Source organism: Cryocola sp. 340MFSha3.1, assembly GCF_000383315.1.
GTDB lineage: Bacteria > Actinomycetota > Actinomycetes > Actinomycetales > Microbacteriaceae > Leifsonia.
Window position 1 is genome coordinate 1,668,106 of sequence record NZ_KB911088.1, and the last position, 23,949, is coordinate 1,692,054.

25 protein-coding genes are annotated in these 23,949 nt (G+C 68.3%); 17 read left to right on the forward strand and 8 right to left on the reverse strand.

From position 1 onward, the window contains the following. The first annotated feature begins 34 nt into the window (after positions 1 to 34). Positions 35 to 2,284, forward strand: a complete 2,250-nt coding sequence (locus tag H284_RS0119090) for a RelA/SpoT family protein (RefSeq protein ID WP_018191231.1) — start codon at positions 35 to 37, stop codon at positions 2,282 to 2,284. Here H284_RS0119090 and H284_RS0119095 read toward each other — a convergent pair. The 3 genes from H284_RS0119095 to H284_RS0119105 form a co-directional block, all read right to left on the reverse strand. Next, complete coding sequence (locus tag H284_RS0119095; protein ID WP_020077470.1) at positions 2,263 to 2,877, reverse strand: type IV toxin-antitoxin system AbiEi family antitoxin; 615 nt, start codon at positions 2,875 to 2,877, stop codon at positions 2,263 to 2,265. The genes H284_RS0119090 and H284_RS0119095 overlap by 22 nt on opposite strands. 129 nt (positions 2,878 to 3,006) lie before the next feature. After that, the gene (locus tag H284_RS0119100) at positions 3,007 to 4,236 is read right to left on the reverse strand and encodes a DUF349 domain-containing protein (RefSeq protein WP_029043025.1); all 1,230 of its coding nucleotides are present in this window, start codon (positions 4,234 to 4,236) and stop codon (positions 3,007 to 3,009) included. A 77-nt stretch (positions 4,237 to 4,313) separates the two neighbouring features. Beyond that, a complete protein-coding gene (locus H284_RS0119105; protein WP_020077472.1) occupies positions 4,314 to 5,087 on the reverse strand; it encodes a peptidylprolyl isomerase in 774 nt (257 codons plus the stop codon). A gap of 141 nt (positions 5,088 to 5,228) precedes the next feature. Between H284_RS0119105 and H284_RS0119110 the strand changes: the two genes are divergently transcribed. The 8 genes from H284_RS0119110 to H284_RS20430 all read left to right on the forward strand — a co-directional run bounded on the left by H284_RS0119110 (position 5,229) and on the right by H284_RS20430 (position 14,219). Then, positions 5,229 to 6,569 (forward strand): replication-associated recombination protein A, encoded by a 1,341-nt coding sequence (locus H284_RS0119110; protein WP_081630431.1) that lies wholly within the window; start codon positions 5,229 to 5,231, stop codon positions 6,567 to 6,569. 174 nt (positions 6,570 to 6,743) lie between these two features. After that, positions 6,744 to 7,367: a 30S ribosomal protein S4 gene (rpsD, locus tag H284_RS0119115; RefSeq protein WP_018191226.1), complete on the forward strand. Its 624-nt coding sequence runs from the start codon at positions 6,744 to 6,746 to the stop codon at positions 7,365 to 7,367. 151 nt (positions 7,368 to 7,518) lie between these two features. Further along, complete coding sequence (locus tag H284_RS0119120) at positions 7,519 to 7,902, forward strand: DUF948 domain-containing protein (RefSeq protein WP_018191225.1); 384 nt, start codon at positions 7,519 to 7,521, stop codon at positions 7,900 to 7,902. A gap of 57 nt (positions 7,903 to 7,959) precedes the next feature. Further along, positions 7,960 to 8,151 carry a hypothetical protein gene (locus H284_RS0119125; protein ID WP_018191224.1) on the forward strand — a complete coding sequence of 64 codons (192 nt, stop codon included), beginning with the start codon at positions 7,960 to 7,962 and terminating at the stop codon, positions 8,149 to 8,151. Between the two features lie 45 nt (positions 8,152 to 8,196). After that, on the forward strand, positions 8,197 to 10,851 hold the full coding sequence (alaS, locus tag H284_RS0119130; protein ID WP_020077474.1) for an alanine--tRNA ligase: 2,655 nt from the start codon (positions 8,197 to 8,199) through the stop codon (positions 10,849 to 10,851). Between the two features lie 6 nt (positions 10,852 to 10,857). Continuing rightward, a complete protein-coding gene (gene ruvX, locus H284_RS0119135; RefSeq protein ID WP_029043026.1) occupies positions 10,858 to 11,325 on the forward strand; it encodes a Holliday junction resolvase RuvX in 468 nt (155 codons plus the stop codon). Position 11,326: 1 nt separating this feature from the next. Then, positions 11,327 to 12,994 carry an endolytic transglycosylase MltG gene (gene mltG / locus H284_RS0119140; protein ID WP_231371286.1) on the forward strand — a complete coding sequence of 556 codons (1,668 nt, stop codon included), beginning with the start codon at positions 11,327 to 11,329 and terminating at the stop codon, positions 12,992 to 12,994. Beyond that, complete coding sequence (locus H284_RS20430) at positions 12,987 to 14,219, forward strand: shikimate dehydrogenase (RefSeq protein WP_020077477.1); 1,233 nt, start codon at positions 12,987 to 12,989, stop codon at positions 14,217 to 14,219. The genes mltG and H284_RS20430 overlap by 8 nt, the downstream gene beginning before the upstream one ends. 104 nt (positions 14,220 to 14,323) lie before the next feature. Here H284_RS20430 and H284_RS0119150 read toward each other — a convergent pair whose 3' ends face one another. The 5 genes from H284_RS0119150 to H284_RS20435 form a co-directional block, all read right to left on the reverse strand. Beyond that, positions 14,324 to 14,857 carry a hypothetical protein gene (locus H284_RS0119150; protein ID WP_231371287.1) on the reverse strand — a complete coding sequence of 178 codons (534 nt, stop codon included), beginning with the start codon at positions 14,855 to 14,857 and terminating at the stop codon, positions 14,324 to 14,326. A 178-nt stretch (positions 14,858 to 15,035) separates the two neighbouring features. Next, positions 15,036 to 15,581 (reverse strand): hypothetical protein, encoded by a 546-nt coding sequence (locus H284_RS0119155; RefSeq protein WP_020077479.1) that lies wholly within the window; start codon positions 15,579 to 15,581, stop codon positions 15,036 to 15,038. Between the two features lie 134 nt (positions 15,582 to 15,715). Further along, positions 15,716 to 17,380, reverse strand: coding sequence for a hypothetical protein (locus tag H284_RS0119160; protein WP_020077480.1), 1,665 nt, complete (start codon positions 17,378 to 17,380; stop codon positions 15,716 to 15,718). Continuing rightward, a complete protein-coding gene (locus H284_RS0119165) occupies positions 17,380 to 17,682 on the reverse strand; it encodes a hypothetical protein (protein ID WP_020077481.1) in 303 nt (100 codons plus the stop codon). The genes H284_RS0119160 and H284_RS0119165 overlap by 1 nt, the downstream gene beginning before the upstream one ends. Then, positions 17,679 to 17,963 (reverse strand): hypothetical protein, encoded by a 285-nt coding sequence (locus H284_RS20435; RefSeq protein ID WP_155885523.1) that lies wholly within the window; start codon positions 17,961 to 17,963, stop codon positions 17,679 to 17,681. Before H284_RS20435 ends, H284_RS0119165 begins: the two co-directional genes overlap by 4 nt. A 265-nt stretch (positions 17,964 to 18,228) precedes the next feature. Here H284_RS20435 and aroC point away from each other — a divergent pair, with 265 nt between their 5' ends. From aroC to H284_RS0119210, 8 genes are all read left to right on the forward strand, one after another. Next, complete coding sequence (gene aroC / locus H284_RS0119175) at positions 18,229 to 19,437, forward strand: chorismate synthase (protein WP_020077483.1); 1,209 nt, start codon at positions 18,229 to 18,231, stop codon at positions 19,435 to 19,437. A gap of 4 nt (positions 19,438 to 19,441) precedes the next feature. Further along, a complete protein-coding gene (locus H284_RS0119180) occupies positions 19,442 to 19,960 on the forward strand; it encodes a shikimate kinase (RefSeq protein ID WP_018191212.1) in 519 nt (172 codons plus the stop codon). Beyond that, complete coding sequence (gene aroB, locus H284_RS0119185) at positions 19,957 to 21,036, forward strand: 3-dehydroquinate synthase (protein ID WP_020077484.1); 1,080 nt, start codon at positions 19,957 to 19,959, stop codon at positions 21,034 to 21,036. The genes H284_RS0119180 and aroB overlap by 4 nt, the downstream gene beginning before the upstream one ends. Beyond that, entirely contained in the window at positions 21,033 to 21,416 is a 384-nt protein-coding gene (locus H284_RS0119190) for a hypothetical protein (protein ID WP_020077485.1), read from the forward strand. The genes aroB and H284_RS0119190 overlap by 4 nt, the downstream gene beginning before the upstream one ends. Before the next feature lies 1 nt (position 21,417). Then, on the forward strand, positions 21,418 to 21,855 hold the full coding sequence (locus H284_RS0119195) for a type II 3-dehydroquinate dehydratase (RefSeq protein WP_020077486.1): 438 nt from the start codon (positions 21,418 to 21,420) through the stop codon (positions 21,853 to 21,855). Between the two features lie 106 nt (positions 21,856 to 21,961). After that, positions 21,962 to 22,525, forward strand: a complete 564-nt coding sequence (gene efp, locus H284_RS0119200) for an elongation factor P (protein WP_018191208.1) — start codon at positions 21,962 to 21,964, stop codon at positions 22,523 to 22,525. Continuing rightward, a complete protein-coding gene (nusB, locus tag H284_RS0119205) occupies positions 22,526 to 22,942 on the forward strand; it encodes a transcription antitermination factor NusB (protein WP_020077487.1) in 417 nt (138 codons plus the stop codon). It abuts the gene before it with no gap. Next, positions 22,939 to 23,673, forward strand: coding sequence for a DsbA family protein (locus tag H284_RS0119210; RefSeq protein WP_020077488.1), 735 nt, complete (start codon positions 22,939 to 22,941; stop codon positions 23,671 to 23,673). Before nusB ends, H284_RS0119210 begins: the two co-directional genes overlap by 4 nt. Positions 23,674 to 23,949: the final 276 nt, after the last annotated feature.

Genomic DNA, 23,949 nt, shown 5'->3' on the forward strand with positions numbered 1-23,949 from the left:
GGAGCGGTCATAATGGACGACAGGAGGCGCGCGAATGGTTGACACGACGACATCGCAGAGCGCTTCCCTGCGCCGTCTCGTGCCGCGCATCTTCTCCCGAGCGCAGCCGTCCGGCGGTGCTGTCGAGACACTGATGCGCACGGTGCGGATGCACCACCCGAAGGCCGACCTGTCGCTGATCGAGCGCGCCTACTCCGTTGCGGAGCGGGCGCACCGCGGCCAGAAGCGTCGTTCGGGCGAGCCGTACATCACGCATCCCGTCGCCGTCGCGCAGATCATCGCCGACCTGGGCATCGGCGCCAAGACCATCGCCGCTGCGCTCCTGCACGACACGGTCGAGGACACCGAGTACACGCTCGACGAGTTGCGGGACCAGTTCGGCGACGAGATCGCGATGCTGGTCGACGGCGTCACCAAGCTCGACAAGGTCAAGTACGGTGACAGCGCGCAGGCCGAGACGGTCCGGAAGATGATCGTCGCGATGTCGAAGGACATCCGGGTGCTGATCATCAAGCTCGCGGACCGCCTGCACAACGCGCGCACCTGGGGCTTCGTCCCGGCCGCATCCGCGACGCGCAAGGCGACCGAGACTCTCGAGATCTACGCACCGCTCGCGCACCGTCTCGGCATCCAGGCGATCAAGTGGGAGCTCGAGGACCTGTCGTTCGCGGTGCTGTACCCGAAGCTGTACGCCGAGATCGAGAGTCTCGTGAAGCAGCGCACGCCGGAGCGCGAGCGCCTGGTGCAGCAGGTCATCGACGCGATCAACGACGACTTGAAGTCCGCCAAGATCCGCGGCAAGGTCGTCGGCCGGCCGAAGCAGTACTACTCGATCTACCAGAAGATGGTGGTCCGCGGCCGCGAGTTCGACGACATCTACGACCTGGTCGGCATCCGCGTTCTGGTGAACACGGTGCGCGACTGTTACGCGGTGCTCGGGCAGATCCACGCGCGTTGGACCCCGATGCCCGGCCGCTTCAAGGACTACATCGCGACGCCGAAGTTCAACCTGTACCAGTCGCTCCACACGACCGTGATCGGTCCGCAGGGCCGCCCGGTCGAGATCCAGATCCGCACCGAGGAGATGCACCAGCGCGCCGAGTTCGGTGTGGCTGCGCACTGGAAGTACAAGGAGCAGACCACCGGCAAGAGCTCCGGCGGCCCCGCGAAGGTGGACACCGACCTGGCCTGGCTCGCCCACATCTCGGACTGGCAGGCGGAGACCGCCGACCCGAGCGAGTTCCTCGACTCGCTCCGCTTCGAGATCGGCGCGAAGGAGGTCTACGTCTTCACGCCGAAGGGACGAGTGATCGGCCTGCCCGCCGGTGCGACCCCGGTCGACTTCGCGTATGCCGTGCATACCGAGGTGGGCCACCGGACGATGGGCGCGAAGGTGAACGGTCGCCTCGTCCCGCTGGAGAGCAGCCTCAACACGGGCGACGTCGTCGAGATCTTCACCTCGAAGAACCCGGACTCCGGCCCGAGCCAGGACTGGCTCAACTTCGTCAAGAGCCCGCGTGCGCGCAACAAGATCCGCCAGTGGTTCACCAAGGAGCGCCGCGACGAGGCGATCGAGCAGGGCAAGGATGCGATCGCGCGCGCGATGCGCAAGCAGAACCTGCCGCTCCAGAAGCTGATGACGCAGGACGCCCTGGTCGAGGTCGCCTTCTCGCTCAAGTATCCGGACGTGTCCGCCCTGTACGCGGCCGTCGGTGAGGGGCACGTCTCCACGCAGTCGGTCATCGAGAAGATCGTCGCCTCCCTGCAGACCGAGGTCGAGTCGGACGGCGAGCTCGAGATCCCGGTCAAGGGCCGCCGTCAGCTGCGCAACAGCGACTCCGGAGTGCTCGTTCGTGGCGCCCCCGACATCCTCGTGAAGCTGGCGAAGTGCTGCACTCCCGTCCCGGGCGACCCGATCGTCGGGTTCATCACTCGCGGCCAGGGCGTCTCGGTGCACCAGGCGAACTGCCACAACGTGCAGTCGCTGCTTCAGGAGCCCGAGCGGATGATCGACGTCGAGTGGGCGCCGAGTTCCAAGAGCGTCTTCCTGGTGCAGATCCAGGTCGAAGCCCTCGACCGCTCCGGCCTCCTCAGCGACGTCACCCGCGTGCTGTCCGAACATCACGTCAACATCCTCTCGGCCACGGTGACCACCTCCAGCGATCGGCTGGCCCTCAGCCGCTTCGTCTTCGAGATGGGAGACACCACCCACCTCGACCGCGTCCTCAACGCGGTGCGCCGCATCGACGCCGTCTACGACGTCTACCGCGTCAGCGGCGGCTGACCACCGACGACCGCCGACCCGACCGCCGGCTCCATCGCGAGCGGCAGCCGTGCGCGAGCCACGGCGGGCAGCCGTTGCCGCGCAAGGCCGCATCCCTTCTGCCGACTGCTCCGCAGCCGGTCGTCGAGCTCAGACGGTGAGACTCCGGCGAGCAGCAGGAGGTGCCGGACTTCGAGCGCCTCCGTCTCGCCGAAGCGCGTGCCGGAGCAGAGCAGATCGACCGCAGTGCGCAGGGGGCTCGTGACCCGCACACCGTCGTAGACGACGGTCTCGCCGTCACCGAGCACGCGATGTGAGGTGTCGACAGCGGGGAAGAGCGCGCCTCCCCGGCGATGGGGCGGGACGCAGACCTGGGGGACCGGGGGCGCCATGGCGCGGGTGCCGTGGATCCAGGCCGCCGACCCACGGTCGGCGACGGCCCAGCCGGGCGCGGTGCGCGCGAACGCCTGCGACCGCAGCGCCGGCCCGTCGACCGCGTCGGCCGGGGCGAACGCGTCGCCGACACGGAACAGGTGACCGTCGAGACAGAGGGAGAGCAGCTCGACCACAGGCAGGATGTCGGCGTCGAGCAGGGGAGCGGAGATCGTGTTCATGCCTCCAGCCTCGTCCGGGAGGATCCCGGGCGGGCCGGGATTCTCGGAACGGTGGAGAACGTCCTCGTCAGGCGTGCTGTGGAGAAGTGCGACGCGGCGGTGAGCTCACCGCCGCGTCATCACGACGGCTCAGCCCAGCGCGTCGAGCCAGATCTTGCGGGCGTCGAGGGCCTCCTGCGCTGCCTTCACCTTGGCGCTGTCGCCGGTCGCCTGCGCATCGGCGAGCTCCTGCTCCAGCTTCGCGATGGCCGCGTTGAGCTGGCTGGCCAGTCCTTCGGAGCGAGCCTTCTTCTCGGGGTTGTTCTTCTCCCAGTGCTCTTCGTCCAGGCGGCGGACAGCCGCCTCGACGCGGCGCAGGCGGTCTTCGATCGGCCGCACCTGCTCGCGCGGCACGCGGCCGATCTGGTCCCAGCGCTCCTGGATCGACAGCAGCTGCGCGCGGGCAGTCTCACGATCGGTGGCCTTCAGCAGCGGCTCGGCCTCGTCGAGGAGCGCGAGCTTCTGCTGGAGGTTCGCCTCGTACTCGGCGCTGTCGCGCGCATCCACTTCGGCCTTCGCCGAGTAGATCGCGTCGCCCGCGGCCTTGAAGCGCGCCCACAGGGCGTCGTCGTTCTTCTTGCCGGCGCGGCCGGCGGCCTTCCACTGGTCGAGCAGGCGGCGGTACTCCGGCACCCCGTCCGCACCGAGCGGGATGAGCTTCTCGGCTTCCTCGATGAGCGCGTTCTTGCGGTTGCGCACGTCGCGGTGCTGCGTGTCCAGTTCGGCGAAGAACGCCTTGCGGTTGTGCTCGATCGTCGAACGGGCGGCACGGAAACGCTTCCACAGCTCGTTCGCCTCGTTCTTGGGGATGCGCGGGCCGTCGTGCTGGTGGGCCTGCCAGCGCGCGAACAGGGCGTCGAGCTCGGCGCTCGTCGTCTTCCACTGCGTCCGCGCCGGGTCCTGGGCCGCGAGGGCCTCCGCCTGCTCGACGATCGCGGTGCGTTCGGCGATGGCGGCGTCGAGCGCAGCCTTCGCCTCGGCGCTCTGCTGCTCGGTGAGCTCCTCCACGGTGCCGCCCAGTGCATCCAGGCGCGTCAGGAGGGACGCGAGGTCGCCGACCGCGTTCGCGCCCTCGACGGCGGACCGCAGGTTGGCGACGGACTTGGCGACGTCGCTCGCGGGGGCTCCCCGGCGCGCACGCTGCTCCAGCAGGCCGACCTGTCCGGCGAGATCGGTGTACTTGCGCTCGAAGTACGCGAGCGCCTCCTCCGCCGTACCGTCGGGGTACTCGCCGACGACGCGTTCGCCGTCGCCCTCGCGGACGTACACGGTTCCGGTGTCGTCGACACGTCCCCAGGGGTGCTGTTCAGAAGTAGCCAAGAGCCTCACCTTGCTGCTGCGCGATCGGGCGGGATGCCGCCCCTCGTTTGGGAATCAGCCTATTGCACGTGCCACGGTCACTGCAGGGTGAAGCTGTCGATCGTCGTCTTCACCGCGGGGGTGCCGTCGGTCTTCCCGCCTTCGATGCCCTTGTCGGTGACCTGCGCCTTGAGCTGGTCGAGGCCGCTGGTCACCGACCCGATGACGGTGTAGCCGCCGGCGTCGTCCGAGGGGATCTTCGTGTCCTCGTAGACGATGAAGAACTGGCTGCCCTGGCTCTCGGCGTTGTTGCCCTGGCGGGCCATCGCGATCGTGCCCGCCTTGTAGACGTCGTCGGCAGGCGCGTTCTCGATCGGGCCGTACTCGTAGCCCGGTCCGCCGGTACCGTCGCCCTTCGGGTCGCCGCACTGCAGCACGTAGAAGCCGCCGTTGGTCAGGCGGTGGCAGGTCAGGCCGTCGTAGAACTTCTTCTGCACGAGCGACACCGTGGACGAGACGGCCTGCGGGGCCGCGGCGCCGTCGAGCGAGACCCCCAGCGGGACGCCGTTGATCGTCATCGTGCCCGTCCAGGTGCGGTCCTCGGCGAGTGTCTTCGGCGGGACGCCGCCCGCGGAGGGCGACGTGGACGGGGACGACGAGGACGAAGCCTTCGCCGCGCCGGGTCCGGCGGAGAAGTACAGGAGCTGCGTGCCCACCGCGAGGGCGACGATCACGATGGCCGCGATTCCGGCCACCCAGTTGTCACGCTTGCGGCGCTTGACCTTGTGCTCGTGCACGGTCTGTCGCGCCTGGTAGGCGCGCAGCCGCTCGCGTGCCTGTCGCGCTTCGCGGTCGTTCTGCTTCGGTGCCACGTGTGTCCTCCGGCGTCGGTACGGGGGATCTCCGCGAGGCGTGCGCCCGCTGGATCATGGAGAACCCTATCCGGCGGCCCTATGGACGACAAACTCGCCGCTCCCAGGCGGACTGTCGGTGGTCACGACTAGCCTGGACGGGTGGTCGACGTGCAACCTGGGCTCCGCACCGGAGCGACTCCTCTCGCGGTGCGCATGCGCCCGAAGTCGCTCGACGAGGTGGCCGGTCAGCGTCACCTCCTCAAGCCGGGTTCGCCGCTGGTCGCGCTCGCCTCCGACAAGGAGGGGCAGTCGGGGTCGGTCTCCGTCATCCTGTGGGGTCCGCCCGGCACGGGCAAGACGACCCTCGCGCAGGCGATCGCGCACTCCTCGGGCCGCCGATTCGTCGAGCTGTCGGCCGTGACGGCCGGCGTGAAGGATGTCCGGCTGGTGATGGACGAGGCGCTCTCGACGCGCGATCTCTACGGGGTCTCGACCGTCCTCTTCCTCGACGAGATCCACCGCTTCACCAAGGCGCAGCAGGATGCGCTGCTGCCCGGCGTCGAGAACGGCTGGGTCATCCTCGTGGCTGCGACGACCGAGAACCCGTCGTTCTCCGTCATCTCGCCTCTGCTCTCGCGCAGCCTGCTCCTCACCCTGGAGACGCTGAGCGACGACGACCTCGGCGTCGTCATCGACCGCGCCGTGGCAGACGACCGCGGTCTCGGCGGCCAGTACACGCTCGACCCGGAGGCGCGCGCCGCCCTCATCCGTCTCGCCTCGGGCGACGCCCGACGGGCGCTGACGGCACTGGAGGCCGCTTCGGTCACAGCGGCGTCGGCCACGCCGGCGACCTCCAAGAAGAAGCCGGTCATCACCGCCGAGCTCGTCGCGCAGGCCGTCGACCGCGCGCTGCTCCGCTACGACCGCAACGGCGACGAGCACTACGACGTCATCAGCGCCTTCATCAAGTCGGTGAGGGGCTCCGACGTCGACGCGTCCCTGCACTACCTCGCCCGCATGATCGAGGCGGGGGAGGATCCGCGCTTCATCGCCCGCCGCATCATCGTGCTGGCGTCGGAGGACATCGGGATGGCCGACCCGCAGGCACTCGGCGTCGCCATCGCCGCGGCCGACGCCGTGCAGTACATCGGGATGCCGGAGGGCCGCATCCCTCTCGCCCAGGCGGTCGTGCACCTGGCCACGGCACCGAAGTCGAACGCGGCCTACATGGCGCTCGACGCCGCGATCGCCGACGTGCGCGCCGGCAAGATCGGACGCGTGCCCAAGCACCTTCGCGACGCCCACTATCCCGGCGCAAAACGGCTCGGTCACGGCAAGGGCTACAAGTACCCGCATGACGACGCGCTCGGCGTGCTCGAGCAGCAGTATCTGCCGGACGAGCTGGCCGGCACGACGTACTACACGCCCACCGAGCACGGCAACGAACGGGACGTCTCCGCACGGCTGGCGAAGCTGCGCCGCATCGTGCGCGGGCGCTGACCACGATCTGTTAGACTTTCTGCGCCTAGAAGCGTGTTCGGGGTGCGGCTGCCGCGTCCACGATTCGATGGGAAGAGCCCTGTAGCCGGGCGTCCCTGGCGACAATCCCTCTCTCTGCGGGCGCACACGTATGCCCGCATCCATCACGTCAGAGAGAACTTTCGAAAGGAAACCGTGTCTTCACGTTCCCGCAGCAAGACCCGCGAGTCGCGGGCCCTGGGCATCCCGCTCACCCCGAAGGCGGCGCGCTACATGGAGAAGCGCCCCTACGCTCCGGGTGAGCACGGCCGCACCAAGCGCAAGGCCGACTCGGACTACGCCGTGCGTCTGCGCGAGAAGCAGCGTCTGCGCGCCCAGTACGGCATCCGCGAGAAGCAGCTCCGGATCGCCTTCGAGGAGGCCCGCCGTACGCAGGGCCTGACCGGTGAGAACCTGGTCGAGCTCCTCGAGATGCGTCTGGACGCCCTCGTGCTCCGCGCCGGCTTCGCCCGCACCATCACGCAGGCGCGCCAGTTCGTCGTGCACCGTCACATCCTCGTCGACGGCCAGCTCGTCGACCGCCCGTCCTTCCGCGTGAAGCCGGGCCAGCTCATCCACGTCAAGGCCCGCTCCGAGGGCACCGAGCCCTTCCAGGTCGCGGCCGCCGGCGGTCACCTCGACGTTCTGCCGAAGACCCCGGGCTACCTGGATGTCGAGATCGACAAGCTGCAGGCCCGCCTCGTGCGTCGCCCGAAGCGCGCAGAGGTCCCCGTGACCTGTGAGGTCCAGCTGGTCGTCGAGTACTACGCGGCTCGCTGAGCATCAGCACCACCCCGGACGGGGTCGCGACTCTTCGTCGCGGCCCCGTTCGTCGTTTCCGGGCACGCCTTTCCTGCTCGCGCCGTTCCCGCCGCCCGCGCGTGCGACTACGCTTGTGCCGTATGCCTGAGGCGGAATGGAAGGAGCCCACGTGTCCGGAGGAGACATCGCAGGGTTGATCGCGGCCGTCGTGTTCGCGGTCCTCGTCGGCTTCATCGCCATCCCCCTGATCAAGCTGGGGCGGGTGCTCGACTCGACGCGCGACGCGATCAAGGAGGCGAGCGACGGCATCACGCCGATCCTCGACGAGACCGCGACGACGCTGCAGGAGACGAACAAGCAGCTCGCCCGGGTGGATGTGATCACCAAGAACGTCGCGGACGTCACCGGCAACGTGTCAGCCCTGGTGGCTTTGTTCGCCGCGACGGTCGGCGGCCCGCTGATCAAGCTCGCCGGCTTCAGCGCCGCGGCGCGGGCGGCGTTCCGGGCCGCTGGAGGATTCGGCTCCAGGAAGGGACGCGGCGGCTCGCACTAGACTTGACTCTCGTGCGCCGCGCCCGCGCGCGGCGGCATCCAGAGAGGGAGGATCAGCATGAAGAGTTTCCTGTGGCTGCTCACCGGCGTGGCCATCGGCTTCGCCGTCGCCCACAAGGTCAACGAGACCGCCAAGGGTCGCGAATTCTTCAGCAACATCGACCAGAAGGCGCGCGACTTCGGGGAGGCCGTCACCGACGGATACCGTCAGCGCGAGGCCGAGATCCGCTCGGCCATCCAGGGCGACTGACGCCCCCTTTCCCTCCCACCCGCAGACTTCGATCGACCGGAACCCATGCAGACCGCTGAAATCCACCGCCGCTGGCTCGACTTCTTCGCGCAGCGCGGCCACACCGTCGTCCCCTCCGCCTCCCTGGTCAGCGACGACCCGTCGCTGCTCTTCACGGTGGCCGGGATGGTGCCCTTCGTCCCGTATCTGACCGGTGTGGTGCCGGCGCCGTTCCCGCGCGCGACGAGCGTCCAGAAGTGCATCCGCACGCTCGACATCGACGAGGTCGGCAAGACGCCGCGGCACGGCACGTTCTTCCAGATGTGCGGCAACTTCTCCTTCGGCGACTACTTCAAGGAGCAGGCGATCACCTTCGCCTGGGAGCTGCTGACGACGTCGGAGGACGACGGCGGCCTCGGCTTCGACCCGAAGGACCTGTGGGTCACGGTCTACGAGGAGGACGACGAAGCGCGGGAGATCTGGCAGCGCGTCTCGACCCTGCCGGCGGACCGCATCCAGGGCCTCGGCAAGGACACCAACTACTGGTCGACCGGCCAGCCCGGCCCCGCGGGCCCGTGCTCGGAGATCTTCTTCGACCGCGGCCCCGCCTACGGCATCGACGGCGGACCGGCGACGGACGACGACCGCTACGTCGAGATCTGGAACCTCGTCTTCATGCAGTACCTGCGCGGCGAGGGCGACGGCAAGGAGTTCGAGATCCTCGGCGACCTGCCGAAGAAGAACATCGACACCGGCATGGGTCTCGAGCGCGTCGCGTTCCTCAAGCAGGGCGTCGACAACATGTACGAGATCGACCAGGTGCGTCCGGTGCTCGACCGCGCGGCCGAGCTCGCCGAGAAGCCGTACGGCAACGAGGCGCACGAGGACGACGTGCGGCTGCGCGTCGTGGCCGACCACGTCCGCAGTGCGCTCATGCTCATGGCCGACGGCGTCACCCCGTCGAACGAGGGACGCGGCTACGTTCTGCGCCGCCTCCTCCGCCGCACCGTGCGCGCCATGCGCCTGCTCGGCGTCGAGACCGCGACCTTCCCGGAGCTCTTCCCCGTCTCGCGCGACGCGATGAAGGCGGCGTACCCGGAGGTCGACACCGAGTTCGACCGCATCTCGCAGCTCGCCTACGCGGAGGAGGAGACCTTCCTCCGCACCCTCACCGCGGGAACGAGCATCCTCGACACCGCGGTGGCGACCACGCAGAAGGAGGGGCGGAAGCAACTCGCGGGCGACACCGCGTTCCTCCTGCACGACACTTACGGTTTCCCGATCGACCTCACCCTGGAGATGGCGGAGGAGGCCGGGCTCACCGTCGATCGCGGCGCGTTCGACAAGCTCATGGCCGACCAGCGCTCCCGGGCGAAGGCGGACGCGAAGGCGAAGAAGACCGCGCTGGCCGACCTGTCGGTGTACAGCAGCTTCCGCTCGCTCGGCGAGACCGTGTTCACCGGGTACACCGAGCTGCAGACGGAGTCGAGCATCCTCGGCCTCATCGTCGATGGGCGCTCGGTGAACAGCGCCCGCGAGGGCCAGGTCGCGGAGGTCATCCTCGGCGCGACGGCGCTTTACGCGGAGTCCGGCGGACAGGATGCGGACGCGGGCTCGATCGTCGGCCCCGGCTACGAGCTCGACGTGCTCGACGTGCAGAAGCCCGTGAAGGGCCTGATCAGCCACAAGGTGCTGGTCCGCAGCGGCGAGGTCGGCGTCGGCGCTCCGGCGACGAGCATCGTGGATGCGGACTACCGCCGCGGCGCGCGACAGGCGCACTCGGGCACCCACATCATCCACGCCGCGCTCCGCCAGGTGCTCGGCTCCAACGCGCACCAGTCCGGCTCGTACAACAAGGCCGGCTACCTGCGTCTCGACTTCTCGTGGAACCAGGCGCTCTCGGCTGAGACGCGGAGCGAGATCGAGGAGATCTCGAACAACGCCATCCGGCAGAACCTCGAGGTCACCACCCGCGAGCTGCCGCTGAGCGAGGCGAAGGCGCTCGGCGCTATGGCGCTGTTCGGCGAGAAGTACGGCGATGTCGTGCGCGTCGTCGACATCGGCGGCCCGTGGTCGCGCGAGCTCTGCGCGGGCACGCACGTCTCGACGAGCTCCGAGATCGGGATGATCAACCTCGTCAGCGAGTCCTCCGTCGGCTCCACGAACCGCCGCGTCGAGTCGCTGGTCGGCCTGGAGGCGTTCAAGGACCTCGCGGTCGAGCGCACGATCGTGTCGCAGCTGTCGAGCTCGCTCAAGACGCCGCGCGAGCAGCTGCCCGAGAAGATCGCCGACTTGATGGCGAGCCTCAAGGCGGCGGAGAAGCGCATCCAGGCGTTCGAGGCCCGTGCGGTGCTCGACAAGGTGCCGACGCTGCTCGAGTCGGCGTCGCGTCGCGGAGCGGTCACCGTCGTGGCCGAGGACGCGGGCACGTTGAACAGCGCCGATGACCTGCGGATGCTGGTCACCACGGTGCGCGAGCGCCTCGGCTCGGACGCCGCGGCGGTCGCCCTCGCGGCCCGCGCCGGCGGCAAGCCGGTCGTGATCGTCGGCACCAACCAGGCCGCTCGTGACGCGGGCGTCAACGCGGGTGCGCTCGCGAAGACGGCGGCGGGCGTGCTCGGCGGCGGTGGCGGCGGCAAGGCCGACCTGGCGCAGGGCGGCGGGACCGACGCGGACGCGATCCCCGCGGCGCTGAGCGCCGTCGTCTCGGCGATCGGATAGCACCGCGTGCGTAGCGGGGTGCGGATCGGCATCGACGTCGGCAAGGTCAGGATCGGAGTGAGCCGGTCCGACCTGCACGGGATGCTGGCCACCCCGGTCGAGACGGTCCCTCGCTCCGAGGACGCTGCGGACCGCCGGCGGATCGCCGACATCGTCGGCGAACTCGGAGCCTTCGAGGTTATCGTCGGACTGCCGTTGGCGCTCTCGGGCGCGCACACCGCATCCACGGCGGACGCGATCGGTTTCGCCGAGTCTCTGGCCGTCGAGGTCGGGATCCCGGTACGGCTGGTCGACGAACGCCTGTCGACCGTGTCGGCGGCCTCGGCGCTCCGCGCGTCGGGCAGGAATGCGAAGAAGGCGCGTCCGGTGGTGGATCAGGTCGCGGCCACGATAATTTTGCAGCACGCCCTCGATGCGGAACGGGCCACAGGCCGTCCGCCGGGTGACCCCGTCGAATCGAGCATTGGACAGTAGCTTGGCTCAGAACCCCCCAGAGCGGCCCGAGCCGCCCGCCTTCCCGGCCGTGAACCGGCCGCCGTCGCCGCCGCAGACGCCGGCGACGGACAGCGGCGAGCGTCCGCCGATGACGCGCCGCGAGGCGCGGGCCGCCCGCGAGGCGCAGGAGCGCCGGGCGGAGGAGTCGCAGGCGCAGGCGGAGCAGGTGCAGCAGCAGCCAACCTCGGCGCAGCCCGAGGAGCCGCAGGAGCCGTCGGCGCCCGTCGCCGGAGCTCCCGTTTCGGCCGCGCAATCCCCGTCCGCGACGCCGTGGTCGCTGTTCGACGACAGCACGCCGATCTCCTCGCCGATCCCGTCCCAGGAGACGCCAGCAGATCGCGCGGCGCTCGACGGCCTCGACTTCGACGCCGTCATCACCGGCCCCATCGCCCACGTCGAGGAGCCCGAGACGGTCTCCGTCGCGGCGCGCCACGGCTCGGACGATCAGACGCCATCGCACCATGACCATCCTGCGCGTACCATCTTCGGAGTGCTGGAGGAGACCGAGGATGATTCCGCCCAGGACGAGCATCCACTCGTCTGGCGGCAGCAGAACTATCTGTCGCATGACGAGCCGCCGAAGAAGCGCCGGTGGGTCAAGCGGCTGATCGTGACCATCGTCGTGCTCGGCATCCTCGGCGGCATGGCCGGCGCCGCGTACGCCATCTTCCAGCCGCAGATCGCCAAGGTGCAGAACGCGCTCTTCCCGCCCGAGAACGACTACAAGGGCACAGGGACCGGCGAGGTCATGTTCACGATCAAGTCCGGCGACGACGGCTCGACGATCTCGGAGAACCTCGCGAAGGCGGGTGTCGTCAAGACCTACGACGCGTTCTACTCGCTGCTTTTGCGGCAGAAGCCGGATGTGGAGTTCCAGCCCGGCGTCTTCAAGCTCGCGAAGCAGATGAGCGCGGCAGCGGCGCTTGCCGCCCTGAAGGATCCGTCGTCGCGCGTCGAGAACACCGCGGTGATCCCGGAGGGGACTCCGGAGAAGGACATCCTGCAGACGGTGTCGGACGCGACCAAGATCCCGCTCGCCGACCTGCAGACCGCGGCCGCGAACCCGGCCGCGTACGGGCTCCCCGCCGAGGCCAAGTCGCTCGAGGGCTTCCTGTTCCCGGCGACCTACACCTTCGCACCGGGGACGACGGCGCAGCAGGCGATCAAGACCATGGTCGACCGGATGTTCCAGGCACTCGACGAGGCGGGCGTCGCCCCGCAGAACCGCTGGAACACCGTCGTGCTCGCGTCCGTCGTTCAGCGCGAGGCCGGCCTGAAGGACGACTACCCCAAGGTGGCTCGGGTCTTCCTCAACCGGCTGGCCCAGGGATGGGACCTGCAGTCGGACGCGACGGTCGCCTATGGCACCGGCCACACCGACCGGGTGGAGACGACCGACGCCGAGCGCGAGGACGCCGGGAACCCGTACAACACGTACGTGCATCCCGGCCTGCCGGTCGGCCCGATCTCGAACCCGGGCGACCTGGCGATCAACGCGGTGCAGCATCCCGCCGACGGCACCTGGATGTACTTCGTGACCTGGAACCTCCAGACCGGAGAGACGATCTTCTCCACCACGCAGGCAGAACACGAGGCAGCGGTGGAGAAATGGCAGCAGTGGATGAGGGACAACCCCGGCTATGAGTGACACGAGCAAGCAGCGGCGCGACGAGGACCTGGCGGAGCCCGCGGTGCTCGAGGACGACACGGTCGAGGAGTCGCAGACGGACGAGGCCGACGAGCGGGCCGCGGTCGAGGACGGCGTCTCGGAGGCATCGGCGGAGGCATCGATCGCTGCGCTCGTCGAGGCCGAGCGGAAGCGCGAAGCCGAGGAGGCAGCGGTCGAGGAGGCGGAGGAGGCCGTCGAGCGGGAGGCCCCGCACGACGAGCCGGAGGATGAGGCAGAGCCGGAGCCCGAGACGGCCTCCGAGCCTGAGCCCGCGAAGGCCCCGACGAAGCAGTCGACCAAGGCCCCCGCGAAGTCGACAGCATCCAAGCCCCGCAAGCCGAAGGCTCCCAGCCGCAAGCTGGCCGTGCTCGGTTCGCCGATCGCCCACTCGAAGTCGCCGCTGCTGCACCGGGCCGCGTACGAGGCGCTCGGGATGGACTGGTCGTACGAGGCCATCGACGTCACCGAGGACGCCTTGCCGGAGTTCATCGCGGGCCTCGGACCGGAGTGGCGCGGGCTGTCGCTGACTATGCCGCTGAAGAAGGCGGTGCTCCCGCTCCTCACCGAGACCGACCGCATCGCGGAGCAGACCGGGGGAGCGAACACCGTGCTCCTCGACGGCGAGGCGGTCCGCGGCTTCAACACCGACGTCGCCGGCATCGTGCGCGCCCTGCAGGCGGCCGGGCTCGAGCAGGCGCACTACGTCCACATCCTGGGCGGGGGAGCGACCGCGGCGTCGGCGCTCGTCGCGGCGGCGGAGCTCGGCGCCGACCGGGTGGATGCGCACGTGCGCGACCTGGAGCGCAGCGCATGGATCGAACCGCTGGCGAACCAGCTCGGCCTGCGCGTCCGCATCCGTCCGTTCGCGCAGGCGGACCGCTCGCTCGACGTGCCGGACCTCGTGATCAGCACGCTGCCGGGCGGCACCACCACCGAGGCGGTCTACACCGACTCCACGCGGCGCCGGTCCGTCCTGTTCGACGTCGCGTACGAGCCGTGGCCGACGCCGCTGGCCCGCCAGTGGGAGTCCGTGGGCGGCCGTGTCGTCTCGGGCCTCGCCATGCTGGCCCACCAGGCCCTTCTGCAGGTGCGTGTGTTCGTCTCGGGCGACCCACTGCAGCCGCTGGAGGACGAGGAGGCCGTGCTCGCGGCCATGCTGGACGCGGTCGGCATCGACGCGCAGGGCGCTCCGTTGGAGGTCTGAGGGCGGAGGCCCACGTGCTCCGAGCGGAGAACTCCGGCGCTCAGAGCGTTGAGAGGAGGACGAGACCTGGTCTCGGCCGCTTCTCAGGTCGGGAAACGCGGTGCTCAGAGTCCTGGCAGGGGTTGGAATTCGCTGGCGGTCGGAGTGACCAAGACGATGACGGTGTTGACATGCCCTGGGCCTCTGTAACGGAGGTCATAGATCACTTCGAACCCGAGCTTGTAACCAGGCTGAAGCGCAACTTTGAAACCGCGATCGGGGTCATTCTTCATGTACTTGATTTCGCGTTCCGCGCTGGTCTTGTCGAAGCCGTAGGCTTCGGCGCCGTCGCGGATGATGGTGAAGAACTCTTCCGGGGTGTCTGCGGTCAGGAAGTACGAGATCTCGCTAACCCCCGCTTCTTCTGGGACCGTGAAGAACCGGATGTGGTCGGAGTGGGCGGTGAGTGTTCCGTGGGAGCCGTGGAGTGTGAGAGTCATCGGGCCATCGGTTGAAAGGTTGGGCGGGTAGCCGGTGGCGGCGATGCCGAGATCCTCTTTGAGGAGTTCGTTTCTGGTGAGGTCGAAGGTGACCTGGCAGGTTTTGTAGATCTCCTTCCGGCCCGCCTCGTCCATTCGGGAGCTTTTCGGGTCGTTCATGGTGGTTCCCTGTTGCGTTGGGTTGTCGCATTGCGGTCGCGAGGACTCTGCTGTGAGTGCCTGGACCACTCCGCACCCGGTCAGTGTGAACACCAGCATCCCCACCACCGCAGCGCGGGCCAGTCTGTATCTCGTGGTTCTTGCTTCCGTGCATGCCTGTCGCGTGCGGTCCACGATCTCAGGAGGTCGGCTCAGAATAGGAATGCGGCCTCGGTTCGCTGACCGCCGGAGTGACCAAGACGATGACGGTGTTGACGTGCCCTGGACCCCTATAGCGGAGGTCATAGATCACTTCGAACCCGAGTTTGTAGCCGGGATCAAGTGCAATTTTGAAACCATCATTGGGACGGTCTTTCATGGCCTTAATCTGATATTCCGCGCTGGTCTTGTCGAAGCCGTAGGCCTCGGCGCCGTCGCGGATGATCGTGACGAACTCTTCCAAAGTCTCGGCGGTCAGGAAGTACGTGATATCAACCCAAGGTTCTTCCTCCACTGAGAAGAACCTGATGTGGTCAGTGCGTGCAGTGAGTGTCCCTTTGGAACCCCGAAGGGTGAGGGCTATGGGGCCGTCGGTCGTGATGCTGGGCACATAACGGGCAGTGGCGGGGAGGGCGAGGTCTTCCTTGAGGAGTTCGTTCCTGCTGATGTCGAAGGTGACCTGACAGGTTTCGTAGATCTTCTTCAGTCCTGTCTCGTCCAGTTGCGAGTTTGTCGCGCTAGTCATGGTTGCTTCCTGTTTCGGTCGGGTGTCGCATTGCGGTAGGGAGGTGTCAGCCGTGAGTACCTGGACAACTCCGCACCCAGTCAGTGTGAACACCAGCATCCCCGCCACCGCAGCGCGGGCCGGTCTCGTGTACCTCATGGTTTCTCCTTCCCGGTGAACCCCTGCCGCAACCGGCCCACAATCTCGGGAAGCCTGTTGGGGATGCGCATCCCCTCGGTGCGGTTGGTGAAGTCGGACTCGATGATCTCCCGCACCTTCTCTGGCTGGTTCTTCAGCAGTTCCCGATAGACGGGCAGGGTGTCTTCCTTGATCAACGACCAGCGGTCCTCCTTGACGGAGATGTTCCCTTCGGAGAACACCTCGGGGAACGTCTTCGCCCCCGGTATCGACGCGGCGCCGATCAGTGTGATCAATTGCGTCATCGCCCCTCCCGTGGGCGCGTGATTCCGCATGGCATCGTAATTGTCATTGATGATTTCGTTCTGCTCACGCTCGAGCAGGTACCCGTTCCCCTGAGAGACCTGTGCCGGATCTCCGGATGCGATCTGACCCCAGGCAATCTCCGTCTTTTGGTCGATCGCACCGGAGGCGCGGAGGCGCTCGATCTCTTTCATGCCGCCACCGAGGAACGCCTCGTGCTGACGGGCCTGATCGAGGAAGATCTCCTTCTGCATCCCCAGAAGAGTCGTTTCGTAGAACCGCAACTCCTCGTCGCTGAACTGCTTCAGGACCGCCCAAACGTTGTCCGGGATCAATGGGGGCTGTACCCCGGATTTCAGGATGCTGCGCAGCATGGCCAGATCACGGAACCCGCCGGCGAATGACGGACCGATCATGTTCGCCATGCCTGCCCACTGAAGGTCGGGGTTCTTCAGATAGAGGCGGCCGTAGTAGTCGTAGACCTTCTTGATCGTCTCCCAGTTCGCCTCCGTTCCGCGACGGAGGTCCCAGGTCGCCGGGTCGATCCCCGCCTTGAGGAGAGCCTTGTGGTTCCAATATCCGGTGAGGAAGTGTGCATATTCCGGCGACTTCACGGCGATGAGACCGGAATCGGCGGCCGCGTCCATCGCGACTTTCGCGCCCTCCCAATGCTTTGACGCCCACTCCCGAAACTGCGGACTGTTGAGATACGCAGACCGTTGCTCCGGAGTCATCCCCTTCAAGAGTTCCGTCAGATACTGTGCGTCCTTCTTCGGGTCCGGCTTCGCCTCCTTCAGGGCGAACATGTCGACGCCTTTTCCCTTGGACACGGTCTTATGGAAGAGCCCGGTGGTCCCCTGATGGAACCCACGGAGAGCATCGAGCCTGTCCGTCAGATCGCGGAGGTCGCTCTCCAGTTGCGTCAACACCAGGTCCAACTGGGAATTCACGGCGCCCAAGGCTTCCGCTGTGCCAGGCAGGACAGCATTCACCGCAGTGACGAGCGCGCTGTTCATCTCCTTGAGACTCTCGGTGAGATCCCGCTGCGCCCGGGTGGCGGTGAGCTGTGCGTTCAGCTCGTCTTCTTTCAGGACGCCGAAGCGATTGACCTTGCCGTCTTCGTACGTGTACTTGGTGAGGTCGTTCTGGATGAGGTCGATCTCATCCCGGGCAGCCGTGATCTGAGGGATGATGTCCCGCGTAAGAACGAGCTGCGCGGCCGAATAGCCCTTACCGGACAGCTCACCGCCACTCAGTGCCTCGACGAGACGACGAGAGGCATTCTCCGTCGCCTGCAACACTGACAACGCCGAGGTCAGATTCCCGGTGAGTGCGGTCTTCAGGTTGTTCGAGTCGGCCGCGTCATAAATCAACCCCATCAGGCACCCACTTCCGAGGACGACGTGATCGCCCGTTCGGCCTCGTTCAGGAGCTCCGTCTGCTGATACGTGAGTTGGCCGACGTAGCTGTCGAGCTCTCTTCGCGCCGCCAGCCCTTTCTGTACGAAGTAGTTCGTCGGGCCCAGGGCAGCGGCCGCCTCTTCGAACCGGGAGGTGTGCTCCCTCATCGCGCGCCGATACTCGTCCCACCGCTCTTCCTGCACGCGAACCTGTGCAAGAGCCTCCGCGGTCTCCTCCTCGGACGCGCTGGATCCCTGGCTCTCACGGTCGTGACCGCTCATGACTCAGCCCCCCAGATCGCTGCGTCCAGACTGTCGCGCTGCTCGATCTTCTTCGCGAGCGAATCGACATTCCGGGAGTGACTGATCAATGTCGCAGACAGCTTGAGGATGCCCTCCAGTGCGGTGTTCGTCACGACTGCCGCATCCTTCATGCTCGCGATATTGCTGGAACCGAGTTCCACTTTCTGCGCCTGCATATCCGTTTTGATCTCAGCGATACCGGCTACAGCATCCTGTGCGGCAGCGACATTAGACGTTAGTTTCAATGGATCATTCCTCACCCCTGGTCCGTACAGGGTAAGGATTGCGGCCGCCCACGACTTGTCCGGGTCCAGTCCGCCCGGATTCAGCGCCGACTTCGAAAGCCTGGAGAACCACCCTTCGGAACTCTTCTTCCAGAGCGGGGCGGGGTTCGCGGCGGGTGTCGTCCCGCAAGCGATCCTCAGAGGCCACCGCCATTAGCGGCCCAATTCAGGACACTTCGGAGCCGACGCGTTGGGCCGTCACGCTGCCGGCGAAGTCACTGCGCTGTGCCAGAATCGAATCATGCTTCGTTGGCTCACGGCCGGGGAATCCCACGGTCCCGAACTCATCGCTGTCCTGGAGGGTCTTCCCGCCGGGGTCCCGGTCTCGCTCGACGCGATCCGTGCCGATCTGGCGCGTCGCAAGCTCGGGTACGGCCGCGGTGCGCGCATGAAGTTCGAGCAGGATGCGCTGGAGGTCTCCGGCGGCGTCCGTCACGGTCTGAGCCTCGGCAGCCCGATCGCCCTGCGCATCGGCAACACCGAGTGGCCGAAGTGGGTCGACGTGATGAGCCCCGAGCCGGTCGATCCGGAGGTGTTAAAGTCCGGCCGCGGCGCCGCCCTCACGCGTCCGCGTCCCGGTCACGCCGACCTCGTCGGCATGCAGAAGTACGGCTTCGACGAGGCCCGACCGATCCTGGAGCGCGCGAGCGCCCGCGAGACGGCCGCCCGCGTGTCCCTCGGCGCCGTCGCGCGCTCGTTCCTGAACGAACTGGGCATCACCCTGGTCAGCCACACCCTTTCCATCGGACCGGTGCGCGTGCCGGAGGACGCCCCGCTTCCGCGCCCGTCCGACGTCGACACGCTCGACGCCGACCCGCTGCGCTGCTTCGACCCGGCCACCTCCGAGCGCATGGTCGCCGAAGTGGATGCCGCACACAAGGACGGCGACACGCTCGGCGGCGTCGTCGAGGTGCTGGCGTACGGCGTCCCGCCGGGGCTCGGCTCGCACGTCCACTGGGACCGCAAGCTCGACGCACAGCTCGCCGCGGCGCTCATGGGCATCCAGGCGATCAAGGGTGTCGAGATCGGCGACGGGTTCCTCACCACGACGCGTCGCGGGTCGGAGGCGCACGACGAGCTCGTCGCCGCTGACGGCACGATCGCGCGCACCAGCGACAAGGCGGGCGGCACCGAGGGCGGAATGAGCACCGGCGGCGTGCTCCGCGTCCGCGCCGGCATGAAGCCGATCGCGACCGTCCCGCACGCGCTGCGCACAGTGGATGTGGCGACCAGCGAGGCCGCACCGGCGCACCACCAGCGCTCCGACGTCTGCGCGGTTCCGGCCGCGGGAGTCGTGGCGGAGGCCATGGTCGCTCTCGTCCTCGCGAACGCCGTGCTCGAGAAGTTCGGCGGCGACTCGATCGGCGAGACGGCCCGCAACCTCCACGCGTACCTGGCCAGCATCCCGGAGAACCTCACGACCGAGCGCGTCAGCGCCCCCTACGCCTGACGCCGTGTCGTCCGAGCTCACGACGCCCGTCGTCCTGATCGGCCCGCCCGCGGCCGGCAAGACGCGGGTCGGCAAGCGTCTGGCGCGCCGGCTGCACCTGCCGTTCGTGGACACGGACGCCGTCGTGGTGGCGCAGCACGGCCCCATCCCTGCTCTCTTCGCCGAGCACGGGGAGCCGTACTTCCGCCAGCTGGAGCGAGCTGCCGTCGCCGAGGCGGTGCGCGAACCGGGTGTCGTCTCGCTCGGCGGGGGAGCCGTGCTCGACCCCGCGACGCAGGCGGACCTGGCCGAGACCCGCGTGGTGCTGCTGACCGTGCGCCCGGAGGCGATCGCCCGCCGCATCGACAACTCCAAGCGGCCGCTGGTGACCGACCTCGAGTCGTGGAAGCGCCTCGTCGCCGCGCGTAGCGACCTCTACCACTCGCTCGCCGACTACACGGCCGACACCTCGTCCCGTCCCATCGACACCATCGTCGAGGAGATCGCGACCTGGGTCGAGTCGCAGAAGGAAGGACACGCATGACCGACGCCCCCACCGAGATCCTGGTCCCGGGTGCGCATCCGTACCCGGTGATCGTGGGCCGCGGACTCCGGCTGGAACTCGCCGACCACCTCGGGAACGCGGTCAACAAGGTGCTCGTCGTGCACCCGCCGACGCTGGGCGCTGCGGCCGCCGAACTGCGCGAGTCGCTCGTCGGGCGCTACGAGGTGCTGCTCGCCGAGGTGCCGGACGCGGAGGCGGCCAAGCGCGTAGAGGTGGCGTCGTTCCTCTGGGGCATCATGGGGCAGGCCGACTTCACCCGATCGGACGCCGTCATCGGGTTCGGCGGCGGTGCCGTCACCGATCTGGCCGGATTCGTGGCCGCGACCTGGCTGCGCGGCGTGAAGCTGATCCAGGTCCCGACGACGCTGCTCGGGATGGTGGATGCGGCGGTCGGCGGCAAGACCGGCATCAACACCGCGGAGGGCAAGAACCTCGTCGGGGCGTTCTACGCGCCGGACGCCGTGATCTGCGACCTCGACACGCTCACATCCCTGCCGAAGAACGAGATCCTCGCCGGCTTCGCGGAGGTCGTGAAGTACGGGTTCATCGCCGAGCCGGAGATCCTGGACATCATCGAGGCCGACGTCGACCGGGCGACCGACCCCGAGACGCCGGAACTGCGCCGGCTGGTGGAGCTGTCCATCGGCATCAAGGCGCGGGTCGTGGGGGAGGATTTCACCGAGCAGGGGCTCCGCGAGATCCTCAACTACGGCCACACCCTCGGGCACGCCATCGAGCACGCCGAGCGGTACCAGTGGCGCCACGGCGCCGCCGTCTCCGTCGGGATGGTCTTCGCGGCGGAGCTCGCCCGGCTGAGCGGGCGGCTGAGCGACGAGGTCGTCGACCGGCACCGCCGCATCCTGGAGTCGCTGACCCTACCGGTGTCGTATCCGCTGGGCCGCTGGCAGACCCTGCTCGCCACGATGCAGCGCGACAAGAAGGCCCGGGGCAGTATGCTGCGGTTCATCGTGCTCGACGACGTCGCCCGGCCCACCGTGCTGGCCGGCCCCGATCAGAGCCTGCTGTTCGCCGCATACCAGGAGGTGGGCTCGTGAGCGAGAAGACCGTGCTGCAGAGGTTCCAGGCGAAGCCCGGCGACGGGATCGCGCTGGTGGTCGCAGAGGACGGCGACCGCGCACTGCTGGGCGCGCTCCCGGACGGTGCGACCGAGGCGCCGGTGGAGTCCGCCGCGATCGTGGTGAGCGTGGTCCGGACGCGCGACGACCTGCTGGCGCGCTACGCCGAGCAGCTGCCGGTGGCATCCGGAGCGCGCGCCGTCTGGGTCGTGTACCCGAAGGGCGGGCGCGCTGACGTCAACCGCGACGTGGTCGCGGGCGAGGCCCGCGCCTACGGTTGGCGTGGCGTGAGCAACATCGCGGTCGACGACACCTGGTCGGCGGTACGCGTGCGCCCGCTCAAGGACGGGGAGGAGTGACATGACGAGCATCCTCGTCCTCAACGGCCCCAATCTCGGGCGCCTCGGCACCCGCGAGCCCGACGTCTACGGCTCCGGCACCCTCGATGACCTGCGCGTCGTCCTCGCGCAGGACGCCGGCGACGACACCATCGACCTGCGCCAGACCGACGACGAGGGCCAGCTGCTTCGCTGGCTGCATGAAGCGGCGGACACGGGTGCGCCCGTCATCCTGAACGCCGGGGCGTGGACGCACTACTCCTACGCCGTGCGGGATGCGGTGTCGCTCGTGACGAAGGCGGGAGGCACCGTGATCGAGGTGCACCTGTCGAATCCGCACGCCCGGGAGGAGTTCCGCCACACCAGCGTGCTGAGCGCTGTGGCGACCGGCGTCATCGCCGGGTTCGGCTTCGAGTCGTACCGGCTGGCGCTCGCGTTCATTCGCCGAAACGCCCGCTGACGTCTAGAATCTCTGGGGGCCGCCGTGCGCGGCCGACCGTGGGCCGCTTCCCGTAGCGAAGCCGGCACCACCCGAAACTTCTCATCGAGCGAACGGAAACATCCCCTTGGCCTCAACCGCTGACATCAAGAACGGCGTCGTCCTCAGCATCGACGGACAGCTCTGGACCGTGATCGAGTTCCAGCACGTCAAGCCGGGCAAGGGCGGCGCGTTCGTCCGCACCAAGCTGAAGAACGTCACGACAGGCAAGACGGTCGACCGCACCTACAACGCAGGCGCCAAGATCGAGATCACCAACGTCGACCGCCGCGACTACCAGTACCTGTACCAGGACGGCGCCGACTTCGTGTTCATGGACACGTCCGACTACGACCAGATCACCATCCCGGGCCCGGTCGTCGGCGACGCCGCCAATTTCATGCTCGAGAACCAGAACGTGACGGTCGCGCTGCACGAGGGCTCGCCTCTGTACGTCGAGCTCCCCGCCTCCGTCGTTCTCGAGATCACCTACACCGAGCCGGGCCTGCAGGGCGACCGCTCCACCGGCGGCACCAAGCCCGCGACGGTCGAGACCGGCTACCAGATCCAGGTCCCGCTGTTCCTCGAGACCGGCACCAAGGTCAAGGTCGACACCCGCACGGGCGACTACCTCGGCCGCGTCAACGACTGAATGAGCGCTCGGACGAAGGCGCGCAAGCGCGCGCTCGACGTGCTCTACAGCGCCGACCTGCGGCAGACGCCGCTCCGGCAGGCGCTGGCGACCGAGGCCGAGCGCGCGGCGAACGAGCCTGCGCGTGAGGCGTCGTGGCTGTATGCGCGCGAGATCCTCGACGGGGTCATCGAGCACGAGGATGAGATCGACGAGCTGATCGAGACGTACGCGCAGGGCTGGACGCTGGCGCGCATGCCCGCCGTCGACCGCGCGATCCTGCGCATCGGCGTGTGGGAGGTTCTGTTCAACGACGAGGTGCCCGAGGGCGTCGCGATCTCCGAGGCGGTCGAGGCGGCCACGGTGCTCTCGACGGATGACTCGGCCGGTTTCGTGAACGGACTGCTCGCCAAGATCGCCCAAACGAGGTCGGTATGAGCGGCGTGCGGACGAGCCTGCGTCGCCGGGTCGCCCGCGCGGCGGCTGCCGCCGTACTGGCGGTCGGCATCGTCTCCGGCGTCGCGGCGTGCTCGCTGTTGGGCGGAGCATCCAATGTCCCGGTGGCCACCGACAAGCCGCCGACCGGCACGGACGGCGCTGTCGACTTCGACGGAGGCTTCATCACGGCGGGCGACGGCGAGAAGAAGGTCGACATCTGGTTCGACGCGATGTGCCCGGTGTGCGGCGCGTTCGAGCAGACGAACGGCGGGACGCTGGCGAAGGCCGTCGACGACGGGTCGATCACCCTCCGCTTGCACCCTCTGACCTTCCTCGACGCCGCATCGAACGGCACCGGATACTCGACCAGGGCGGCCGCGGCGCTGACCTGCGTCGCCGTGACGGACCGGAGCGCGGTGCTGCCGTTCTACCAGGCGCTGTTCACCGACCAGCCGGAGGAGAACTCCGACGGGCTCACCGACAAGCAGCTTGCGAAGCGCGCGAGCGACGCCGGTGCGGGGGACATCACGTCGTGCCTGGCCGACAGCGGGCCGTACCAGGCGTGGGCGCAGGCGAACACCGCGCACTCCCAGAAGGGCCCGATCGAGGTCGACGGCACCAAGGTGCTCGACACGATCAAGGGGACGCCGACCGTGCTCGTGAACGGCAAGCAGTATCCCGGCGGCGTCACGGACAAGAAGGCGTTCACCGCGTTCCTCGCCGACCATTGACCCCGTCTGAAACGGGGGAGATCGCCGGGTGCAAGCCCGCCGGCTCCTCCGTTTCGTGCATCCCGGCGGCGTGTCGCCTCCCGTCTCCTCCGTTTCGCCCATCCCTGCCGGTTGGCGGGCGCTGCGGAGAAACGGAGGACTTCCGACGTCCCGCCCGGAGTGTCGGCGGGAAAGGGAGGGGATACGAAGGGCGGACACCCGCGGACTCCTCCGTTTTCGGAGTGGGGGACGGCGGCGACTGGCGGCGGGAGGCTGATAGGGTGGGCGACGTAGGCA